19 protein-coding genes are annotated in these 19,935 nt (G+C 61.7%); 10 read left to right on the forward strand and 9 right to left on the reverse strand.

From position 1 onward, the window contains the following. Positions 1 to 27: 27 nt before the first annotated feature. From HWV67_RS20885 to HWV67_RS20905, 5 genes are all read left to right on the forward strand, one after another. Positions 28 to 1,125, forward strand: coding sequence for a polyamine ABC transporter substrate-binding protein (locus HWV67_RS20885; protein WP_175652633.1), 1,098 nt, complete (start codon positions 28 to 30; stop codon positions 1,123 to 1,125). Positions 1,126 to 1,290: 165 nt separating this feature from the next. Further along, complete coding sequence (locus HWV67_RS20890) at positions 1,291 to 2,385, forward strand: polyamine ABC transporter substrate-binding protein (protein WP_095156412.1); 1,095 nt, start codon at positions 1,291 to 1,293, stop codon at positions 2,383 to 2,385. 58 nt (positions 2,386 to 2,443) lie between these two features. Further along, entirely contained in the window at positions 2,444 to 3,586 is a 1,143-nt protein-coding gene (locus HWV67_RS20895) for an ABC transporter ATP-binding protein (RefSeq protein ID WP_175652634.1), read from the forward strand. Then, positions 3,583 to 4,503, forward strand: coding sequence for an ABC transporter permease subunit (locus HWV67_RS20900; RefSeq protein WP_095156410.1), 921 nt, complete (start codon positions 3,583 to 3,585; stop codon positions 4,501 to 4,503). Before HWV67_RS20895 ends, HWV67_RS20900 begins: the two co-directional genes overlap by 4 nt. After that, positions 4,500 to 5,387: an ABC transporter permease subunit gene (locus HWV67_RS20905; RefSeq protein WP_110970770.1), complete on the forward strand. Its 888-nt coding sequence runs from the start codon at positions 4,500 to 4,502 to the stop codon at positions 5,385 to 5,387. Before HWV67_RS20900 ends, HWV67_RS20905 begins: the two co-directional genes overlap by 4 nt. A 39-nt stretch (positions 5,388 to 5,426) precedes the next feature. On the opposite strand, the gene HWV67_RS20910 is transcribed toward HWV67_RS20905, so the two are convergent. Next, complete coding sequence (locus HWV67_RS20910) at positions 5,427 to 7,808, reverse strand: penicillin acylase family protein (protein ID WP_175652635.1); 2,382 nt, start codon at positions 7,806 to 7,808, stop codon at positions 5,427 to 5,429. Positions 7,809 to 7,916: 108 nt separating this feature from the next. Between HWV67_RS20910 and HWV67_RS20915 the strand changes: the two genes are divergently transcribed. Next, positions 7,917 to 8,465: a sugar O-acetyltransferase gene (locus HWV67_RS20915; protein WP_175652636.1), complete on the forward strand. Its 549-nt coding sequence runs from the start codon at positions 7,917 to 7,919 to the stop codon at positions 8,463 to 8,465. A 370-nt stretch (positions 8,466 to 8,835) separates the two neighbouring features. Here HWV67_RS20915 and HWV67_RS20920 read toward each other — a convergent pair whose 3' ends face one another. The 5 genes from HWV67_RS20920 to HWV67_RS20940 form a co-directional block, all read right to left on the reverse strand. Beyond that, entirely contained in the window at positions 8,836 to 9,399 is a 564-nt protein-coding gene (locus tag HWV67_RS20920) for a hypothetical protein (protein ID WP_175652637.1), read from the reverse strand. A 582-nt stretch (positions 9,400 to 9,981) separates the two neighbouring features. Continuing rightward, positions 9,982 to 10,257, reverse strand: a complete 276-nt coding sequence (locus HWV67_RS20925; RefSeq protein ID WP_175652638.1) for a bacteriocin immunity protein — start codon at positions 10,255 to 10,257, stop codon at positions 9,982 to 9,984. Beyond that, the gene (locus HWV67_RS20930) at positions 10,257 to 12,188 is read right to left on the reverse strand and encodes an S-type pyocin domain-containing protein (protein WP_175652639.1); all 1,932 of its coding nucleotides are present in this window, start codon (positions 12,186 to 12,188) and stop codon (positions 10,257 to 10,259) included. Before HWV67_RS20930 ends, HWV67_RS20925 begins: the two co-directional genes overlap by 1 nt. A gap of 30 nt (positions 12,189 to 12,218) precedes the next feature. Next, entirely contained in the window at positions 12,219 to 12,458 is a 240-nt protein-coding gene (locus HWV67_RS20935) for a hypothetical protein (RefSeq protein ID WP_175652640.1), read from the reverse strand. A 99-nt stretch (positions 12,459 to 12,557) separates the two neighbouring features. Next, entirely contained in the window at positions 12,558 to 13,118 is a 561-nt protein-coding gene (locus HWV67_RS20940; protein WP_175652641.1) for a DUF6436 domain-containing protein, read from the reverse strand. A gap of 100 nt (positions 13,119 to 13,218) precedes the next feature. Between HWV67_RS20940 and HWV67_RS20945 the strand changes: the two genes are divergently transcribed. Then, entirely contained in the window at positions 13,219 to 14,157 is a 939-nt protein-coding gene (locus HWV67_RS20945) for an alpha/beta hydrolase (RefSeq protein WP_175652642.1), read from the forward strand. On the opposite strand, the gene HWV67_RS20950 is transcribed toward HWV67_RS20945, so the two are convergent. After that, the gene (locus HWV67_RS20950; RefSeq protein WP_175652643.1) at positions 14,158 to 14,907 is read right to left on the reverse strand and encodes a DUF2059 domain-containing protein; all 750 of its coding nucleotides are present in this window, start codon (positions 14,905 to 14,907) and stop codon (positions 14,158 to 14,160) included. It abuts the gene before it with no gap. 114 nt (positions 14,908 to 15,021) lie between these two features. Here HWV67_RS20950 and HWV67_RS20955 point away from each other — a divergent pair, with 114 nt between their 5' ends. Further along, entirely contained in the window at positions 15,022 to 15,654 is a 633-nt protein-coding gene (locus tag HWV67_RS20955) for a 2OG-Fe(II) oxygenase (RefSeq protein ID WP_175652644.1), read from the forward strand. Beyond that, positions 15,641 to 16,135, forward strand: coding sequence for a DUF523 domain-containing protein (locus tag HWV67_RS20960; RefSeq protein ID WP_175652645.1), 495 nt, complete (start codon positions 15,641 to 15,643; stop codon positions 16,133 to 16,135). The genes HWV67_RS20955 and HWV67_RS20960 overlap by 14 nt, the downstream gene beginning before the upstream one ends. A gap of 15 nt (positions 16,136 to 16,150) precedes the next feature. On the opposite strand, the gene HWV67_RS20965 is transcribed toward HWV67_RS20960, so the two are convergent. Together HWV67_RS20965 and serA are read right to left on the reverse strand one after the other, a co-directional pair. Then, on the reverse strand, positions 16,151 to 16,924 hold the full coding sequence (locus HWV67_RS20965) for a transporter substrate-binding domain-containing protein (protein ID WP_175652646.1): 774 nt from the start codon (positions 16,922 to 16,924) through the stop codon (positions 16,151 to 16,153). A gap of 207 nt (positions 16,925 to 17,131) precedes the next feature. Further along, positions 17,132 to 18,361 (reverse strand): phosphoglycerate dehydrogenase, encoded by a 1,230-nt coding sequence (serA, locus tag HWV67_RS20970; protein ID WP_095156398.1) that lies wholly within the window; start codon positions 18,359 to 18,361, stop codon positions 17,132 to 17,134. A 171-nt stretch (positions 18,362 to 18,532) separates the two neighbouring features. Between serA and HWV67_RS20975 the strand changes: the two genes are divergently transcribed. Beyond that, the gene (locus HWV67_RS20975; RefSeq protein WP_095156397.1) at positions 18,533 to 19,930 is read left to right on the forward strand and encodes an FAD-binding oxidoreductase; all 1,398 of its coding nucleotides are present in this window, start codon (positions 18,533 to 18,535) and stop codon (positions 19,928 to 19,930) included. The last annotated feature ends 5 nt before the right edge of the window (positions 19,931 to 19,935 follow it).

Consider the following 19,935-nt stretch of genomic DNA (forward strand, 5'->3'; position numbering starts at 1 on the left):
TTTATAAAAATTCTGGAGCAATAACGCATGAAGAAAATGGGCAAGACGCTGTTGGCCGTTTCCCTCGCGGGGATGATGGCTAGTGCTGTTCAGGCGGACAACAAGGTCCTCCACGTCTACAACTGGTCCGACTACATCGCCCCGGATACCGTCGCCAAGTTCGAGAAGCAGACGGGCATCAAGGTCGTCTACGACGTCTTCGACAGCAACGAGACCCTGGAAGCCAAGCTGCTGGCGGGCAAGTCCGGCTACGACGTAGTGGTTCCGTCCAACAACTTCCTGGCCAAGCAGATCAAGGCCGGCGTTTACCAGGAGCTGGACCGTTCCAAGCTGGCCAACTGGAAAAACCTCGACGAAGACCTGCTCAAGGCCGTCGGCGACGCCAGCGACAAAGGCAACAAATACGCCTTCCCGTACATGTGGGGCAGCATCGGCATCGGCTACAACCCAGAGAAGGTCAAGGCCGCACTGGACGTCGACAAGATCGACTCCTGGGACGTGGTGTTCAAGCCTGAGAACATCGCCAAGCTCAAGAGCTGCGGCGTGAGCTTCCTCGATGCACCGACCGAGATGATCCCGGCCGCGCTGCACTACCTGGGCAAGCCGACCGCGAGCAAGGACAAGGCTGACCTGAAGGCCGCCGAAGACCTGTTCATGAGCATCCGTCCTTCGGTGACCTACTTCCACTCCTCCAAGTACATCTCCGACCTGGCTAACGGCAACATCTGCGTCGCCGTCGGTTACTCAGGTGATCTGGAGCAGTCCAAGGCCCGCGCCCACGAAGCCGGCGACAAGGTCAAGCTGGACTACGTGATTCCGAAAGAAGGTGCCGGCACCTTCTACGACATGGTCGCCATTCCGAAGGACGCCGAGAACGTCGACGCCGCCTACCAGTGGATGAACTTCCTGCTGCAGCCGGAAATCATGGCCGAGATCACCAACTCCGTGCGCTTCCCGAACGGCAACAAGGCCGCCACTGCGCTGGTAGACAAAGACATCTCCGGCGATCCGAGCATCTACCCGTCGGATGAAGTGAAGAAACAACTCTATGCGATCAGCGACCAGGACCCGGCCACCCTGCGCCTGGTGACTCGTAGCTGGACCAAGATCAAGTCGGGCAAGTAACCCGGCCTGACGCCCCCAGGCGCGGTGAAAGCCGCGTCCTGTGGGGGCTGCAATGCAAAATTCTTTTGCTGGTCAGGTGTATCGAAGGTAAGTTGCGCGCCGGTTTGCATGGCCGGCAGGTATTTCTGCCGTATGCCACGGGCACTAATGTAGAGGACCTCCCACTTGTCTATTTCCGTATTTCGCAAGGCCGTCATGGCTGGTGCGGGTCTGACGCTGGCTTGCAGCGTCCAAGCGGCGCCAACGGTGCACATCTACAACTGGTCGGACTACATCGGCCAGACCACACTCGCGGACTTCGAAAAGTCGACCGGCATCAAGCCGCTGTACGACGTGTTCGATTCCAACGAAACCCTGGAAGGCAAGCTCCTGGCCGGTCGCACCGGCTATGACGTAGTCGTGCCGTCCAACCATTTCCTCGGCAAGCAGATCAAGGCCGGCGCGTTCCAGAAACTCGACCGTGCGCAGTTGCCGAACTGGGAGAACCTCGACCCCGCCCTGCTCAAGCGCCTGGAGCGCAACGACCCGGGCAACCAGTACGCCGTGCCGTACCTGTGGGGCACCAACGGCATTGGCTACAACGTCGAGAAGGTCAAGGCGGTGCTCGGCACCGACAAGATCGACTCCTGGGCCATGCTGTTCGAGCCGGAGAACATCAAGAAGCTCTCCAGTTGCGGTGTCGCCTTCCTCGACTCGGCGGATGAGATGCTGCCGGCCGTGCTGAATTACATGGGGCTCAACCCCAACAGCGAAAACCCCAAGGACTATGAAGCCGCCGAGAAGAAACTGCTCGCCGTGCGTCCTTACGTAACCTACTTCCATTCCTCCAAGTACATATCCGATCTCGCCAATGGCGATATCTGCGTCGCCGCGGGCTTCTCCGGCGACATCTTCCAGGCCAAGGCCCGTGCTGAAGAAGCCGGCAAGGGCGTGGAAGTCGCGTATGTGATCCCCAAGGAAGGCGGCAACCTCTGGTTCGACATGCTGGCCATCCCCAAGGATGCCGGCAACGTCAAAGAGGCCCACACCTTCATCAACTATCTGCTCAAGCCTGAGGTCATTGCCCAGGTCAGCGATTACGTTGGTTATGCCAACCCTAACCCCAAGGCTGGCGACCTGATGGACCAGGATGTTCGCAAGGACGCGGCGGTTTATCCGCCGCAGGAAGTGCTGGACAAGTTGTACGTCAACTCTGAGCTACCGCCCAAAGTGCAACGTTTGATGACCCGCATCTGGACCAAGGTCAAGTCGGGCAAATAAAAATCCGTACCCGTCACGGCAGGGGCGGGTACAGAACATTCTGTTGGGAGTTTCACACATGGCAGTTGCCTCCGGCGCCTACAAAAAAGCCCTCGAGGGCGATCAGCAACCTAAACAGGTGCTGGTCAAGATCGACCGGGTCACAAAGAAGTTCGACGAAACCATCGCGGTGGACGATGTCTCGCTCGAAATAAAAAAGGGTGAGATCTTCGCGTTGCTCGGCGGCTCCGGTTCGGGTAAATCCACCCTGCTGCGCATGCTGGCCGGTTTCGAGCGTCCGACCGAGGGGCGTATTTTCCTCGATGGCGTCGACATTACCGACATGCCGCCCTACGAGCGGCCCATCAACATGATGTTCCAGTCCTACGCGCTGTTCCCGCACATGACCGTGGCGCAGAACATCGCCTTCGGCCTGCAGCAGGACCGGATGCCCAAGGCCGAGATCGAAGCCCGCGTGGCCGAGATGCTCAAGCTGGTGCACATGACCCAGTACGCCAAGCGCAAACCGCACCAGCTCTCCGGCGGTCAGCGTCAGCGCGTCGCCCTGGCCCGCTCGCTGGCCAAGAGCCCCAAGCTGCTGCTGCTCGATGAGCCGATGGGTGCACTGGACAAGAAACTGCGTTCGCAGATGCAGCTCGAACTGGTGGAAATCATCGAGCGGGTCGGCGTGACCTGCGTGATGGTGACCCACGACCAGGAAGAGGCCATGACCATGGCCCAGCGCATCGCCATCATGCACCTGGGCTGGATTGCCCAGATCGGCAGCCCGATCGACGTTTACGAGACCCCGACCAGCCGCCTGGTCTGCGAGTTCATCGGCAACGTCAACCTGTTCGACGGTGAAGTGGTCGACGACGCCGAAGGCCACGCGCGCATCGCCAGCCCCGAGCTTGAGCGCCACATCTACGTCGGCCACGGCATCACCACCTCGGTGGAAGACAAGCGCATCACCTACGCCCTGCGCCCGGAAAAACTCCTGGTAACGGCTCAACAGCCTACCTGCGAGTACAACTGGTCGCGCGGCAAGGTCCACGACATCGCCTACCTGGGCGGCCACTCGGTGTTCTACGTCGAGCTGCCGAGCGGCAAGATCGTCCAGTCCTTCGTCGCCAACGCCGAACGCCAGGGCTCGCGCCCAACCTGGGGCGATGAAGTGTACGTGTGGTGGGAAGACGACAGCGGCGTGGTACTGCGGTCATGAACATGCGCAAGCTCAAGCGAGCCCTCAATCGCATAACACCCGAGGGGCGCCACCTGGTCATCGGCGCCCCGTTCCTGTGGCTGTTCCTGTTCTTCATGCTGCCGTTCTTCATCGTTCTGAAGATCAGCTTCGCTGAAGCGGATGTGGCGATCCCGCCGTATACCGAGATCTACAGCTACGTCGAAGACAAGATCCAGGTGGTCCTCAACCTGGCCAACTATGGCCTGCTGACCCAGGACGAGCTGTACATCTCGGCCTACCTGGGCTCGTTGAAAATGGCCTTCTTCAGCACACTGCTGTGTCTGCTGATCGGCTACCCGATGGCCTACGCCATTGCCAATGCGCGCAAGGACATCCAGACCGTCCTGCTGCTGCTGATCATGATGCCGACCTGGACCGCGATCCTGATCCGCGTCTACGCCTGGATGGGGATCCTCAGCAACAACGGCCTGCTCAACGCCTTCCTGATGTGGCTGGGGCTGATCGACGAACCGCTGCAGATCCTCAACACCAACCTCGCGGTGTACATCGGCGTGGTCTATTCGTACCTGCCGTTCATGATCCTGCCGCTGTTCGCCAACCTGGTGAAACACGACCAGAGCCTGCTGGAAGCCGCGTCGGACCTGGGTTCGAGCACCTTCAACAGCTTCTGGAAGATCACCGTACCGCTGTCGAAAAACGGCATCATCGCCGGCTGCATGCTGGTGTTCATTCCGGTGGTGGGCGAGTTCGTCATCCCTGAGCTGCTGGGCGGCCCGGAAACCCTGATGATCGGTAAGGTGCTCTGGCAAGAGTTCTTCAACAACCGCGACTGGCCGGTGGCGTCCGCCCTGGCGGTGGTCATGCTGGCGATCCTGATCGTGCCAATCCTCCTGTTCAACCGCAGTCAGGCCAAAGAGATGGAGGGCAGGGCATGAAGCGTTTCGGATTCTCCAAGCTGATGCTGGTGCTCGGCCTGCTGTTCATCTACCTGCCGATGCTGATCCTGGTGATCTACTCGTTCAACGCCTCGAAGCTGGTGACGGTCTGGGGCGGCTGGTCGATCAAGTGGTACGTCGGCCTGCTCGACAACACCCAGCTCATGGGTTCGGTGATGCGCTCGCTGGAAATCGCCTGTTACACCGCGGTTGCCGCCGTGGCGCTGGGCACGCTGGCCGCCTTCGTGCTGACCCGCGTGACCCGCTTCAAGGGCCGCACGCTGTTCGGCGGCCTGGTCACCGCGCCGCTGGTAATGCCTGAAGTGATCACGGGTCTGTCGCTGTTGCTGCTGTTCGTGGCCATGGCACAGATGATCGGCTGGCCGCAGGAGCGTGGCATCGTCACCATCTGGATCGCCCACACCACCTTCTGTGCCGCCTATGTCGCGGTGGTGGTCTCGGCCCGCTTGCGCGAGCTGGACCTGTCCATCGAAGAAGCGGCCATGGACCTGGGTGCGCGGCCGTGGAAGGTGTTCTTCCTGATCACCATCCCGATGATCGCGCCGTCGCTGGCGGCGGGCGGCATGATGTCCTTCGCCCTGTCGCTGGATGACCTGGTACTGGCGAGCTTCGTGTCGGGTCCTGGCTCCACTACCTTGCCGATGGAAGTGTTCTCGGCGGTGCGTCTGGGCGTGAAGCCCGAGATCAACGCCGTGGCCAGCCTGATCCTGCTGGTGGTGTCGTTTGCTACCTTCCTGATCTGGTACTTCAGCCGCCGTGCCGAAGAGCGTCGCAAGCGCGCGATTCAGCAGGCGATCGAAGAGAGCGCTGCGGATTCGTGGAAACAGCCGGATGTGCGTCGCCCGGCGGCGGCTCAGGCTTGATCTGAGACCGTGATTGGGGCCGCAGAGCGGCCCCAAACTCTACCTGCTTGGTACCAACCGCAACGTCCCCTCCGTCTCCCCCGCCAGCCCCAACCACGCCCGCTGGTATTTCCCCTCGATATACGCCTTCGCCTGATCCGCATAATGCCGATCAAACAACACCCCACTCTGCCCGACCGGATTGATGCTCAACGCCGTCCCCGCATCGGCGAAATCGATCAGCCGCCGCGTCGACGGTCCATAGGTCACCGGCCATGGCGCCGCGCCGATCTTCGCCGACAGGTTGTTCGGCACCTCATGGGTCCCGGGCGCCGCGAATGGTCCGACGTTGAACAAACGGTCCAGCGGCTTCTGCATGCCTAGCGGATGGCCGTGGGTCAGGGTGTGCGCCTTGCCCCACTGCCAGCTCGCGGGGTCCGTGCCGAGGGTGTCGCGCAGGTGCGCCAGGGTCTTGTCCCAGGCGCGCTTGACCACCGCCGCGCGACTGCCGCGCTCGCTGCTGCCCTGGCTGTCCCACCACGGCGAATCGACGTCGGCGGCGAGGCGCGGCAGGGCGGCATCGATCACCCGGGTCGACAGCAGCGTCTGGAACCAGCTATCGCCCAGCTCGTCGTGCATCGCCGCGTAGGCCAGTTCATAGAGAAACTGGTTGAACAGCGTGGCGTTGACCGAAGCCAGCGGGTAGTCGCCGCGCCAGCCGGCCAGTTGCTCCACCAGCTCGCGTCCCTGCTCGTCCTGCACCACCTGGCGCAACACCCCGAGCAGCGGCCCCAAGGTGCGCGGGCCGTAATCGGTGCTGGTCCCCAGTTGCAGCGCCTGACTGTTTTGCAGATCCCATTTGACCTGCGTGTCGGCCAGTTGCCGGTCGAGTTGCTGACCACGGTCCGCGAGGTTGTAGTAACCGGGAACGACCATGCCGCTGGGTGACAGCGGCTGGAAGTTGGCGGAGACGATATAGCCGCTGGCCGGGTTCTCCGATTGCGGGTTGGCGCTGAACGGGTAGAAACCGGATTTGTCGGCCTGGGCGGTGCTGCCGTCGAGGATGAAGGCCGGGTTTACGCCGTCCGGTCGCACCGGCAGCGCTGCTGCAGCCCACCAGCCGATATCGCCCTTGGCATTGGCCCAGATGAAGTTCAGGCCCGGCGCCTGGACTTTCTGCACGGCGTTGCGCATGGCGTCCAGGGTGCTGGCGCGGTTGATCGCGTAGAAACCGTCGAGAATCGGGTTCTCGGTTTCCAGAAAGGCCCACCACATGGCGATCGGCGTCGGGCCCGCGTCCTGGCCGATCACCTTGTTGACGATGGGACCGTGGGGCGAGCGCAGCAGGGTAATGGTCTTGTCCGCCTCGCCTTTGACCTTGAGGGTCTGTTCGGTGCGGGTCAGCGTCTGCCACTGGCCACCGACCATGACCTGATCGGGGTTGTCCGGGTTGACCCGCTCGGCGATCAGGTCGATGTCGTCGTTCTGGAACATCGTCAGGCTCCAGCCGAATTCGCGGTTGTGCCCGAGGGACGCAAAGGGGTTGAGCGCCTGGTAATAGCCGTACAGGTGGAAGCCCGGCGCCGACAGCTCGGCCTCGTACCAAACAGCCGGCACCGAGAAGCGAATATGCGGGTCGCCCGCCAGCAACGGCTTGCCGCTCTGGGTGCGACGGCCGCTCACGGCCCAGGCATTGCTGCCCTCGAACTGCGGCAGGCCGGCTTCGCCGAGGGCTTGCTGGCTGACCAGCGCCAGGTGGCTCAGGCTGTTCCAGTCGGCGTCGGCCAGTGCTGGCGCCTTTTGCAGCACGCCGTCCGGGTGCCAGTCGAGGTCGAAGACCTTCAGGTAGTCGGCGCCGAGGTGGTCGCGGATGAAAGTCAGCAACGGCTCGGTGCGAAACGCCGCGGCGAAGCTGTACGCCATGAAGCCGGCGATGCTCACCGTGTCTTGGGCCGTGAACGGGCGCGGTGTGATGCCCAGCGCATCGAACTCCATGGGTTTCGGATGCGCGGCCTGCCAGGCATTCACGCCGTCGAGGTAGGCCTGCAGCGCTTTCCAGGCTGGAGACTGCTTGTCCTGCCGATCCACGTAGACCTGCGCCTGCTCGGCAATGCGCAGGCTGCGGAACAGGGTGTCGGTGTCCACCAGCTTTGGCCCCAGCACTTCGGCCAACTCACCCCGGGCCAGGCGCCGGGTGATTTCCATCTGGAATAGCCGGTCCTGGGCGTGAACGTAGCCGAGGGCGCGGTACAGGTCATTTTCGTTCTGTGCCTGGATATGCGGGACGCCGCGCTCGTCGTAGCGCACGCTGACCGGCGCCTGAAGATTCGCCAGAACCAATTCGCCGTTGCGCAGCGGCTGTTTGCCCTGCACATACCAATAGCCACCACCTGCGGCCACGGCGACGATGGCGACGGCGAGAAGGGAGAGACTGCGTTTCATCGAAGCTCCTTGCAACGGGTCCGGAGGATCTTTCTTCCAGTGAGTCGGTCATCTTTCGGACAGAGGATAGACTTTTGCAACCTAACCCATCAGCCAGGAGTTACGGCCATGGATCTCAGCGAAAAACAGAAAATGCTCACAGGCCAGTTGTACCGGGCCTCCTGCGCGGAATTACAGGCTGAGCAGATTGCCAACAAGCACTGGATGCAACGCTACAACGGCTCCGCCGACCTGCTCAACGAACAGCGCCATGAACTGCTGGCTGCGCATTTCGCCACGGTTGGTGCGGATGTGGTCATCCGTCCACCGTTCTATTGCGACTACGGCTACAACATCGACGTGGGCGCGCGGGTCTTCATGAACTTCAGCTGCGTGATCCTCGACGTCTGCCCGGTGAGCATCGGCGACGACTGCCAGATCGGCCCGGCGGTGCAGATCTACACCGCCGACCACCCCCGCGACCCGGAACTGCGCCGCAGCGGCCTGGAAAGCGGCAAGCCGGTGAAGATCGGCCGCAATGTGTGGATCGGCGGCGGGGCGATCATCCTGCCTGGGGTGACCGTTGGCGATAACGCTGTGATTGGCGCTGGCAGCGTGGTGACCCGCGATGTGCCGGCGGGAGCGACGGTGGTGGGGAATCCGGCGCGGGTGCGGTGAGGCAGGGACATCAGCGTCCTGGGCCCCAGGAGCATGTATGAGCAGCCTGACAGACCTGCCAGTTTGGTCGATGGCTTGGACGCTGTCAGGGCCAGTCCCGAACGGGGGGCTGAGGGATGATCGGGGGTGAATCCAGGTGATCCGGGAGGTGACAGCATGATTGACGTAGTGATTATGGATTGACTACTATTTGATCGTCTGCGCCTAGGCGTGAACAGGGTGGTTACAGGGATCTTCGGATCGCACCCCGCTTCTGATGAATGTCAGATGGCCCAGAGCCAGGTAACAGCGTCCTGCCCCGTCGAACGCATGCAATCGACGGCTGAGAGTCCCGCCTAGAGCGGGATTCGCCGTTTCTGGCCCTTCACTTTTACGGTTTCGGCCGATTCCGTACTTCCTTGGGGCATTGGCCCTTGGGCTTTCTTTGCGTATCCATCGCGACCTTGAAGACACTGAACCCCTTCTTGTTGATCGGGGTATCCGGTGAGCCTTCGCCAGTGCGTGCGAAATACGCGCTGGTGACGTGAATTCGCAGCAAGCGATGTTCGCGATAGAACGCCAGGCACACTTTGTACGGTTCCAGCAGGCCGGTAGCGTTGTTCAACACGCTCATGGTGAAAAACCGCTCCCCTTCCGTGTGGTAGATCGTAGCGGCGCCCAGCTTCTCTATCATGCCCTTGAGCTGCTTGGAGGCCTCGTAGCGTTCCAGGCAGACCATTTGCCCATGCCGACCGTCTTCGTACCGGTACGGGATGTTGGTGCCGCTGCCGTCTTTCGTGAAGCAGTGGAGGCCGTAAGTCACAACGAATTCATAGTCTTGTCTATCGGCCTTGAAGACCACCAGATGCGACGACAGGTGGCCGAGACCGAACTCAACGCCGTCGTGTTCGAACGACTGCCACTCTTGGATAGAGTCGACGTGAAATTTAGCCAAGCTCAGTCCTTGAGCGCATAGTAAGAGCTCGACTTCACACGAAAAAAACCGTTCCTCTGGCGAGTTGACGCGCAAGCAAAAACGTCGTGTCACTCTCAACGAATGTGGGCCAAGGCGGATGTTATCGAGCCGCCATACCTATTCCGGGCTTTGGGGAACAATGAAAAAGGAAATGCACATAGGCGCAGCAGGCTTGGCGTGCGATTTATCGAAGTGCTTGCTCAATTCTGAATCCGCCGCGATGGTCTACCCGAGCGCCTCACGCATCCTGCCCCATCGACCGAAAGTCCGTCCCCTCGACTGGTCCGCGATGCGCGTAGGAAGTGGAGCATCTGAGGCGCTGTAGATGGCGCCTTCCTAGTCCGAAATGATCCGCCCGCTTCTTGGCCTGACCCGCATAGCCTCGCGAGTTTTGAGGTAAATATGGCTGGGTAGAGTGAGGCCGGGCGTAGCGCTGTTGGCAGGCTGCTGGAGCTGTCTGCGGATGAAGCGGTTAGGCGTCCGGCGTGTCGTTCTAACCGTCGGCTAGATGATCCAGACAGAGAAGCGCCGCTATCGCACGGGGGCGACAGCGGCGTTGGGTCAGGCGGGTTTGAAGCCGGGTTTACTGTTGGCGGTGCGCCATTCCTTTATGCGTTTGACGACGCCCTCGGGGCTGTCTTCCTCGCCAGCAAGTGGGAAACAGATGAGGTTGAAGCCGTTGGGGTGCTCTGAGATAGATACCAGATGGAGCAGAATTCTGTCTTTCCAGGCACCGTACGCTTCGCCTTGCAGAGGGGAATCATTCCGGAACAGTAAGCTCACGCAGGCCAGAAATTCGGCTTCTGTGTAGTTTTCAATATTTGGCTTCAGGTCCATTAGTTTTTCCCCTTGTGAGCATCCTGATGTGCCCTTGGTGTCATGATGGCAAGGTTGTCCAAGTCATAAACTGCACCGCCTTTGGCAATCGGATGAATATGGTGCAGTTCGAACGTCAGGTGTTTTCCAACTTGGCCTGAACTTGCATAGGGTGCTTTACCTTTGCGCATGTTATCGAGGCTGATTTCAGGAAAGCTCTTGCTCAACTCTGGATCGGCAGCCGCTGCTTTCCAGATGGCCTCACGCAACTTCCCCCATCTGCTGAACTGCTTGCCCCGTAACTGATCCGCAATCTGCGTCGGAATCGGTGCTCCCTCTGGACTGGTCATTGCATCTCGCCAGCCAGGAATCGTCTGCCCACTCCCAGCGCCAACCCCCGCATAATCCCGCGGGTCCTTGAACATGACATAAACAGGCTCAAGTCCCGAGTCCGCCGGGAAGGTGATGATGTAGTCGTCGAAATGGACGTCATCCTCAGCAGGAAAAGGGAGGAACGGCGGTACGTGATCGAGGCTGATATCGCCGGGATAGAGCGGCGACACCGGTTGTTGCACCACTGGCAGGCTGGTGGAGCTGTCCGTAGGCGGTGCGCCAGGTGTCCACAGAATCGTGATCGGACCGGGGCCCTCGGTAATGAATGTGTAGGCGCCCTTTTCGGCATCCCAGGTCGCGGCCCGAACCGGTACGTCGGCGGACACCCCATCGTTGCTGGTGGGGATGATGCGGATCGTGGAATCGTCCCCGACCAATCCGGAAATCAGCCGCATCGGTAGCGCAAGGTGCTCGCCCATGCCCTCCAGCAACTGCTGGGGATCGAAATCCAGCTTCATGCTGGTGAGCGGCACGCTGAGCCCGTGACGTCCGCCTTCCTCCAGCTTCAGGGAAAACACCACCAGCGCCGCGAAATACAGGCCCGCGCGAGGCAAGCCGCCGACACGGCGGCCGGCAGAAAGCAGGGCCTTGGCTAACGCGGGACGTACCGATTCAAACGCCGCCATTGAAGACGCTTTGGGCGTCATGACCTGAGGCGCGCCCAGGCTGGCGACGGTCAAGGCATAGGTGGCCGGGCGTTGGGACGGCTCGGTGCCGCCAAGCGCTGCCAGGCGCACCAGTTCGCTGCGGGCGTCGACGAGGGCGCGTTCTATCTGCGCCTCATAGGTGGCCATCCGCTGCTGCTCTTCGGGCCAGCTTTCCTGGTGCGCGTCGAGGGTGTGCACCACCGTCTGCAACAGGGCTTCGCGATCCACGCGGTTTTGTTCAGAGGCCGACTCCGGATTGCCTGACGTGAGGCGTCTGTGCAGGAAGTTGCGTTCTATATCGAGCTTTTGAGCCTGAATCTCGGCCTCGGCGCGCGATGAGCGCGCCGCATGTCGGGCCATGAGCAGGGCGTTGATTTCTTCCGCGAGGTCTTTGGCATGAAGGGCGGCGGTCTCCTGGGTGACGCCGTCTTGCTGATGGCGCGAGAAGTGTTCGAGGCGCTCCTCCATCTCGCGCAGGTCGACATGGTGCTGAAACCTCGCCTCGTCCAGCCTCACTTGCGCCAACTCGACCCCCTGCGCCTGTTCGGTGAGGCGCTGGTCGGCGCTTTGGTGAAGACGGGCCTGCGCCTTGACCCGCTCCACCGCGACCTTGTTGGCTCGCGCGGTCAGCACATCGATGGATCGGGTCAGCAGCCGTGCTTCAAACGCGGCTTTGTAGGAGACGAACCAGGTTTGTTTCGGATCAGGGAAGCCGCCTTCACGCGTGGCAATTCGAAGAAAATCGACGGTGGTTTTGTTGACGGGATCTTCGCCGTAGAACGCCCGTGCGCTTTCCCAGATCGGGGGCAGTGCTGCGCGCTTTTCCTCCAGCAGGCTGTTGATCGCGGCGGTTTTATGGTCGTACGGCTGGAACGGGCCGCTGGTGCTCGGCGGCGCGGTGCGAGCCTTCAACTCTTCAGTCAGGCGGGTGTTCAGCTGCTTTTAATTGTCGGCGTGTTGTTGCTCGACGCTTCGCTTGTCGTCCTGGAACTCCTTGGCCAGTTCGAGAACCAACTTGCCAGGTTCAAGCTCGGTCGTGATGTAGTCGGCGGGGTTGAAGCGTTGGGGTGCGAAATGGCGGGGAAAAACGAGGTAGCGGGGGGTCAGGGTGTGTTCCAACCGCCATGGAATCCGCGTGCTGTGAACGGTTTGTGCGGGCAAAACGATAGTTTGTCTCGACATACAGGCGCTCCTTTGCGTGTATGTGCGAAACCTACGGAGCGTTGCTCTCCTGCAAGATGTAGATAGTTATCGACGTGATGCCGGGTGTTTCAGCCCTGTTCACTCATTCCACGGGCAATAACACCCCACCGCCATGGTCTGGGTCACTTTCACCGGCCGGCCTTGGGTCAGCGCCTGCAGGATCGGTTCGATAAAGCTGTTGTTGGCGTTGCAGGTCGCGCCTTCGCTGTAGGGGCCGAAGTAGGCGAGGTCGCCGTTCTGGTCCCAGATCGCCACGGCGGGACTGGCCGGCAGGTGTTCGGCGCCGGGCAGGCTGGCGATCGGCTGGAGGGCGGCAAGGGTGTTGGGCAACTGGCCGTGGCTGCCGGGTTTTTGCAGGACATGGAAGGACACGCCCTGCGGCGCGTAATGTTCGATCAGTTCGCCCAGGTGCTGCTGGTTGCCGACGTTGCACGGGCAGGCCGGGTCCCAGAAATGCACCAGGCGGATCGGGCCGGGGCCGGCCAGTTCGGCGGGCAGGCGCAGGTGGTCGCCGGCGAACAGCGCGGTCTGGTTGTCGAAGGGGCGCAGGTAGCGACTCTGGAAGCTGTCGTACGCCCACCACAGGCCGGCGGCGCAGAGCAGCAGGGTCAGGGCGGCGAGCAAATTTTTCCCAGACATCGAACACACCGGCAATCATGGAGGGCGGCTAGCTTGCCATGCCCCCGCCGACAGATGAATATCGCAGATCAATCCTTTGCACTCTCACCGGAAGCCTTCCATGTCCGCCTCGTTCCAAGCCGATTCCCTGCGTGCCAGCCTGCAACCGCTGGCGGCCCGTCAGCTGCTGTCGAGCGCGGGGCAGGCGTATCAGCGTTTCTACGGCCTGGACCTGCCCCAGCGCAAGGACGTGCAGAGCTGGCTGGGCCGCTGCGACTGCGCCGGTTTCGAGGTGGTGAGCCAGGTCTGGCTGCCCGCCGAGCCGGTGGCGACGCTGGTGTTGCTGCATGGTTTCTACGATCACATGGGGTTGTACCGGCATGTCATCGACTGGGCGCTGGAGCAGCGCTTCGCGGTGATTTCCTGCGACCTGCCGGGGCACGGGCTGTCCAGCGGAGAGCGGGCCAGCATCGATGATTTCGCGGTGTACCAGCAGGTGCTCGACCGGTTGTTCGAACAGGCTGGCGAGTTGAATCTGCCGCAGCCCTGGCACCTGTGCGGGCAGAGTACGGGCGGCGCTATTGTGGTCGATCATCTGCTGCATTGCGGGTCGGACAGCCCGGCGCAAGGCCAGGTGATCCTGCTCGCGCCCTTGGTGCGGCCGCGGGCGTGGCTGTGGTCGAGGCTCAGCTACTGGATGCTGCGGCCTTTCGTGACCGGCATCGAACGGCGCTTCAGCGAAAACACCCATGACCCGACCTTCCTGCCATTTCTCCAGGCCGACCCGCTGCAGCCGCGGCGGCTGCCCACCGCTTGGGTTGGCGCGTTGCTGGCGTGGGTCAAGCGTATCGAGGCGGCGCCGGGCAGTTCGCGTCGGCTACTGATCGTGCAGGGCGAGGGCGATATGACGGTAGACTGGCGTTACAACCTGGAAGTGCTCAAGCGCAAGTTCGATGCGCCGCAGATCTTGCTGCTGCCGCAGGCGCGGCATCATCTGGCCAACGAGCTGCCGGAGATTCGGCAGCGCTATTTCGACTTCATCGGCCAGCAGTTGGGCTGATTATTTGAGGTCAGAGGTGCTCTGGCCCACGGCCAGGCCGGCACGAATGGCGGACAGGGCGGCCTTGTAATAGGCCTGACCCTCGTTGGACTCGGCGAAGGTGGAGAACTCCTCCAATTCGGCGTCAGACAGGTCGCGGTAGACATACAGCAGGGTGTTGTTGAGGTCTTCGCCGATCTGTTCCATCAATCGCTGGCGTTGGCCATCGAGCAGGCCCTGGGCCTGACCGCCGCCAAACAGGCCGGGAATCATCTGGCTGAGGCTGTCGGCGGCGACGCCGGCGATCGCCAGGCTGACCTCGGCACCGGCCTCGCGGGCCGGCAGCGCCTGGGCCAGGTGGCCGATGATCAGCAGGCGAGTATCACTGGCCTCGACTTTCGGCAGGCCCTTGGCGTTCTTCGCCAACTGGTCGCGGCGGGTGGCCATCAGTTCGGCGGCCACGACCTTGCGGCCCAGTGGCGACTGGAAGAAGGTCAGCGCGGGCGCAGGATTTTGCAGATGGGCGCGCAGCTGGGCTTCGGCGCGTCGGTCGACGGCCTTGGCTTCGAAGCGTTGGTTGCTGTTGTCGACCAGCGCCTGGAATACCGCAGGCGGCAGGCTTTTCTGATAGCGCTGCTGGGCGGCGGCGATGGCATCGGAGAAGTGGGCGCGCTGTTCAGGCCAGCCGGCAACTTTGTAGAGCTGATCGAGGGTGTCTGCCCAGACAGGCGTGGTGCAGATCATCAACAGCAGAAAAAACAAACGGCGCATTCAGGACTCCTGTCGGCAGGCCGCTATTGTCCGTGGCCTTGCGGGGCTTTGTCGAGACGCCTGTGCAGCCATGCGACCAAGTGGCCCTGTCGAATTTTCCGACAGCCCGATACTATGCGCGCCATGCACATATCCTCCGAACACCCGCAATTGCTCAGCATCGTCGATGACCTGGCCGGCCAGGGCTGGTCGCGGCAGGAGGTTTTCCTGCCCGAGGCCCTGACCCGCGCATTGGCGGCCGAGTGCCGCCAGCGCGCGGCCGAAGGCGAGCTGGCGCCGGCGGGGGTGGGGCGAGGTCAGGGCCAGGACGTGCGCGAAGGTATTCGCGGCGACCATATCCTCTGGCTCGAGCCCGGACAGTCGCAGGCGTGCGACCAGTATCTGGCACTGATGGACAGCCTGCGTGAAGCGCTCAACCGCGACTTCTACCTCGGTCTGGAAGACTTCGAGTGCCATTTCGCGATGTACCCGCCGGGCACCTTCTACCGCAAGCACCTCGACCGCTTCCGCGACGACGACCGCCGCACCGTCTCGGCGATCATCTACCTCAATGAACAGTGGTTGCCGGAAGACGGTGGCCAGTTGCGCATGTTCCTCCAGGACGGCTCGGAGCGGGACGCATCGCCGGTGGGTGGCAGCCTGATCGTGTTCATGTCCGCCGACCTGCCGCATGAAGTGCTCCCGGCCAGCCGCGAGCGCCTGTCCGTCACCGGTTGGTTCCGCCGCCGTGGCAATGACCCGTTCTGAATTGCCGAAGGTGCTGGTGAGCGCCTGCCTGCTCGGCCAGCCGGTGCGCTACGACGGCCGCGCCAGTGGCCATCCTGATTTGTTGCAAGCCTGGCAGCGCGAAGGTCGCGTGGTGCCGCTGTGCCCGGAAGTGGCCGGCGGGTTGCCAACGCCGCGTCCGCCCGCGGAAATTCCCGGTGGGCAGGGTGGGGCGGTGCTGGACGGGGATGCGCAGGTGGTGACCATTGTCGGCGAAGATGTCAGCGCAGAGTTTCTGGCGGGGGCCCGGCTGGCGCTGGAGCTGGTGCGGCGCCACGGGATTCGGGTGGCGGTGCTCAAGTCCGGGAGCCCGTCGTGCGGTAACCGGCTGGTCTATGACGGCACGTTCAGCGGCAGCAAGGTCAATGGCGAAGGTGTGACCAGTGCCTTGCTGCGGCGTGAAGGGGTGCTGGTGTTCAGTGAGCTGGAACTGGACGAGGCTGCAAAAGCACTAGGCCGGTAAATTCAGCAGCCGTTATTACTTCGGCGCCTCGCTCGCATCCACACCGAACCACTTCTTCGACAGCTCGCTCAACCGCCCATCGGCCTTGATCCGTTGCAGGGCGTTGTCCACCGCGCTCTGGAACGCCGGGTTGCCTTTCTGGAACGGAATCGCCAGGTTCACCACCGGGCCGAGGGTGGCGCCTTCGGTCACTGGCAATTTGCTTTCGCGGATCGCGTACGGCACCAGCAGGCGGTCGCTGATGGCGGCGTCGATCTGGTCGTCGGCCACTTCCTTGATCGGCTGGATGGCGTCCTTGTAACTGCGCAGGTCCACGCCTTCCACATCTCGCGCTTGTTCGGCGAAGCTGCTGCCCTGAACCGCGCCGAGGCTGTGGCCCTTGAAGGCTTCAAGGCTGCGCAGCGGGCGTTTTTCTTCCTGGCGCACGATCAATTGGGCGCGGGTGTAGCTGTAGGGCGTGCTGAAATCCAGGCGCTCTTTCAATTCGGGGGTTGTAGCAATCTGATTCAAGGCGATGTCGTATTTGCCGCTTTCCACGCCGCTGAACAGATCGGCGGGTTCAACCACGACGAAGTCGGCATTGACGTCCAGTTCCTTGGCCAACGCCTCGCCAAGTTCCACTTCAAAACCGCTCAACTGGCCGGCGGTATCGCGGAAGTTGAAAGGTGGCGTATTGGCTTCGATGGCAATACGCAGTTCGTTGCGGTCGCTGATGTCATCCATCAATTCCGCATGTGCCCATGGGCTGAGCAGGCTGGCGGCAAATAGTGCCCCGGTAATGAAACGCATCTGAGCCCCTTTTTATCATTGGCAATTCACACAGTGTTGCCGCGACTTTCTGGAATTGCCACGGTCAAGTTGCCGCTTGTGACCGCATCGAGTGCGGAATGTTTGATTGGCCGGTAAATATTTCTGCCTTTTTTCGGCAACTTTCGCAACGCGCGGGCAAACAAAAGGGAGGCCACCAGGGCCTCCCTTTTTCACAGCATGAAGCGCTTAGAACAGAACACGGGACCGGATGGTGCCCTTGACCTGTTGCAGCTTCTCTTGCGCCAGATCCGAGTACTCGGCGTCGACGTCGATAACCACGTAACCCACTTTCTCGTTGGTCTGCAGGAACTGACCGGAGATGTTGATGCCGTTTTCAGCGAAGACTTTGTTGATCTCGCTGAGCACGCCCGGGATGTTTTCGTGGATGTGCAGCAGGCGGTGCTTGCCAGGGTGCGCCGGCAGGGCAACTTCAGGGAAGTTGACCGACGAAACGGAAGTACCGTTGTCGCTGTACTTGACCAGCTTCTCGGCAACTTCCAGGCCGATGTTGGCCTGGGCTTCGGCAGTGGAACCACCGATGTGCGGAGTCAGGATCACGTTGTCCAGGCCGCGCAGCGGGCTTTCGAACTCTTCGTCGTTGGAACGCGGCTCGACCGGGAACACGTCGATGGCGGCGCCGATCAGGTGCTTGTCCTTGATCGCTGCGGCCAGGTGATCCAGTTCGACCACGGTACCGCGGGCGGCGTTGATCAGGATCGAGCCCTTCTTCATCGCGCGGATTTCTTTCTCGCCGATCATCCACTGGGTGGACGGCAGCTCAGGCACGTGCAGCGAGACGATGTCGGCCAGGCCGAGCAGTTCGTTCAGGCTGGTGACCTGGGTGGCGTTGCCCAGAGGCAGCTTGGTCAGCGGGTCGAAGAAGAACACCTGCATGCCCAGGCTCTCGGCCAGGACCGACAGTTGGGTACCGATCGAGCCGTAGCCGACGATGCCCAGCTTCTTGCCGCGGATCTCGAAGGAGTTGGCCGCGCTCTTGATCCAGCCACCGCGGTGACAGGAAGCGTTCTTCTCGGGGATGCCGCGCAGCAGCAGGATGGCCTCGGCCAGCACCAGCTCGGCAACGGAGCGGGTGTTGGAGTACGGGGCGTTGAACACGGCGATCGCGCGATCGCGAGCGGCGCTCAGGTCAACCTGGTTGGTACCGATGCAGAAACAACCAACAGCAACCAGTTTCTTGGCGCAGTCGAAGATCTCTTCGGTCAGTTGAGTGCGGGAGCGGATGCCAATGAAGTGGGCATCGGCGATCTTTTCCTTCAGCTCGGCTTCCGGCAGGGAACCGGTGAGGTACTCGATATTCGTGTACCCGGCGGCCTTCAGGACGTCCACGGCGTTCTGGTGGACGCCTTCAAGAAGAAGGAACTTGATCTTGCTCTTATCGAGAGAAGTCTTGCTCATCTGCGTAAACCTGTGTCCCGGAGAAAAATGGCAGGGAAGTGAAGCTCTCGCGAATCGGCCGTCAGCACGATTGGCGGGGGGCGTATGCTAGCATATCGACCCCTCGCTACGCCCATCCCTGCTGCGTGAAGTGTGCTCAGGGTGACTATGAATAGTTCGAGAGTTCTATCGATGACCGATCCTGTTCTGATTGACGAGCTGATGACCCTGGTCGAGCCCGGCAAGGTACTCACTGACGCCGCTTCCCTCGACGCCTACGGCAAGGACTGGACCAAGCACTTCCCGCCAGCGCCTAGCGCCATTGTCTTCCCGAAAAACATCGAGCAGGTCCAGGCCATCGTCCGTTGGGCCAACACCCACAAGGTCGCGCTGGTGCCTTCGGGCGGGCGCACCGGGTTGTCTGCTGGCGCGGTAGCGGCCAACGGCGAGGTCGTGGTGTCGTTCGACTATATGAACCGCATCCTCGATTTCAACGAATTCGACCGCACCGTGGTCTGCCAGCCCGGCGTGATCACCGAGCAACTGCAGAACTTCGCCGAGGACAAGGGCCTGTATTACCCGGTGGACTTCGCTTCCGCCGGCTCCAGCCAGATTGGCGGCAATATCGGCACCAATGCCGGCGGGATCAAGGTCATTCGCTACGGCATGACCCGCAACTGGGTCGCCGGCCTGAAAGTGGTCACCGGCAAGGGCGATCTGCTCGAACTGAACAAGGACCTGATCAAGAACGCCACCGGTTACGACCTGCGTCAGTTGTTCATCGGCGCCGAGGGCACCCTGGGCTTCGTGGTCGAGGCCACCATGCGCCTGGATCGCGCGCCGAAGAACCTCACGGCGATGGTGCTCGGCACCCCGGACTTCGACTCGATCATGCCGGTGCTGCACGCCTTCCAGGGCAAGCTGGACCTGACCGCCTTCGAGTTTTTCTCCGACAAGGGCCTGGCCAAGATCCTCGACCGTGGCGATGTGCCGGCGCCGTTCGAGACGCCGTGCCCGTTCTATGCCCTGCTGGAGTTCGAAGCCACCACCGAAGAGGTGGCCAACGACGCCCTGGCGCTGTTCGAGCATTGTGTCGAACAGGGTTGGGTGATCGACGGGGTCATGAGCCAGAGCGAGCAGCAGTTGCGCAACCTGTGGAAACTGCGCGAATACCTCTCCGAAACCATTTCCCACTGGACGCCGTACAAGAACGACATTTCGGTAACGGTGTCGAAAGTGCCGGCATTCCTGCGGGATATCGATGTCATCGTCAGCGAAAGCTACCCGGACTTCATCGTCGTCTGGTACGGCCATATCGGTGATGGAAACCTGCACCTGAACATTCTCAAGCCGGATGACATGAGCAAGGACGAGTTCTTCGCCACCTGCGCCATCGTCAACAAGCAGGTGTTCGAAACCGTCGAGAAGTACAACGGTTCGATCTCTGCCGAGCACGGCGTGGGCATGACCAAGCGCGATTACCTTGGTTACAGCCGGTCGCCGGCCGAAATCGAATACATGAAGGCAGTCAAGGCGGTGTTCGATCCCAACGGAATCATGAATCCGGGCAAGATCTTCGCTGTCGAGTGATAACA

This window comes from Pseudomonas sp. Marseille-P9899 (assembly GCF_903166565.1).
Lineage (GTDB): Bacteria > Pseudomonadota > Gammaproteobacteria > Pseudomonadales > Pseudomonadaceae > Aquipseudomonas > Aquipseudomonas huaxiensis.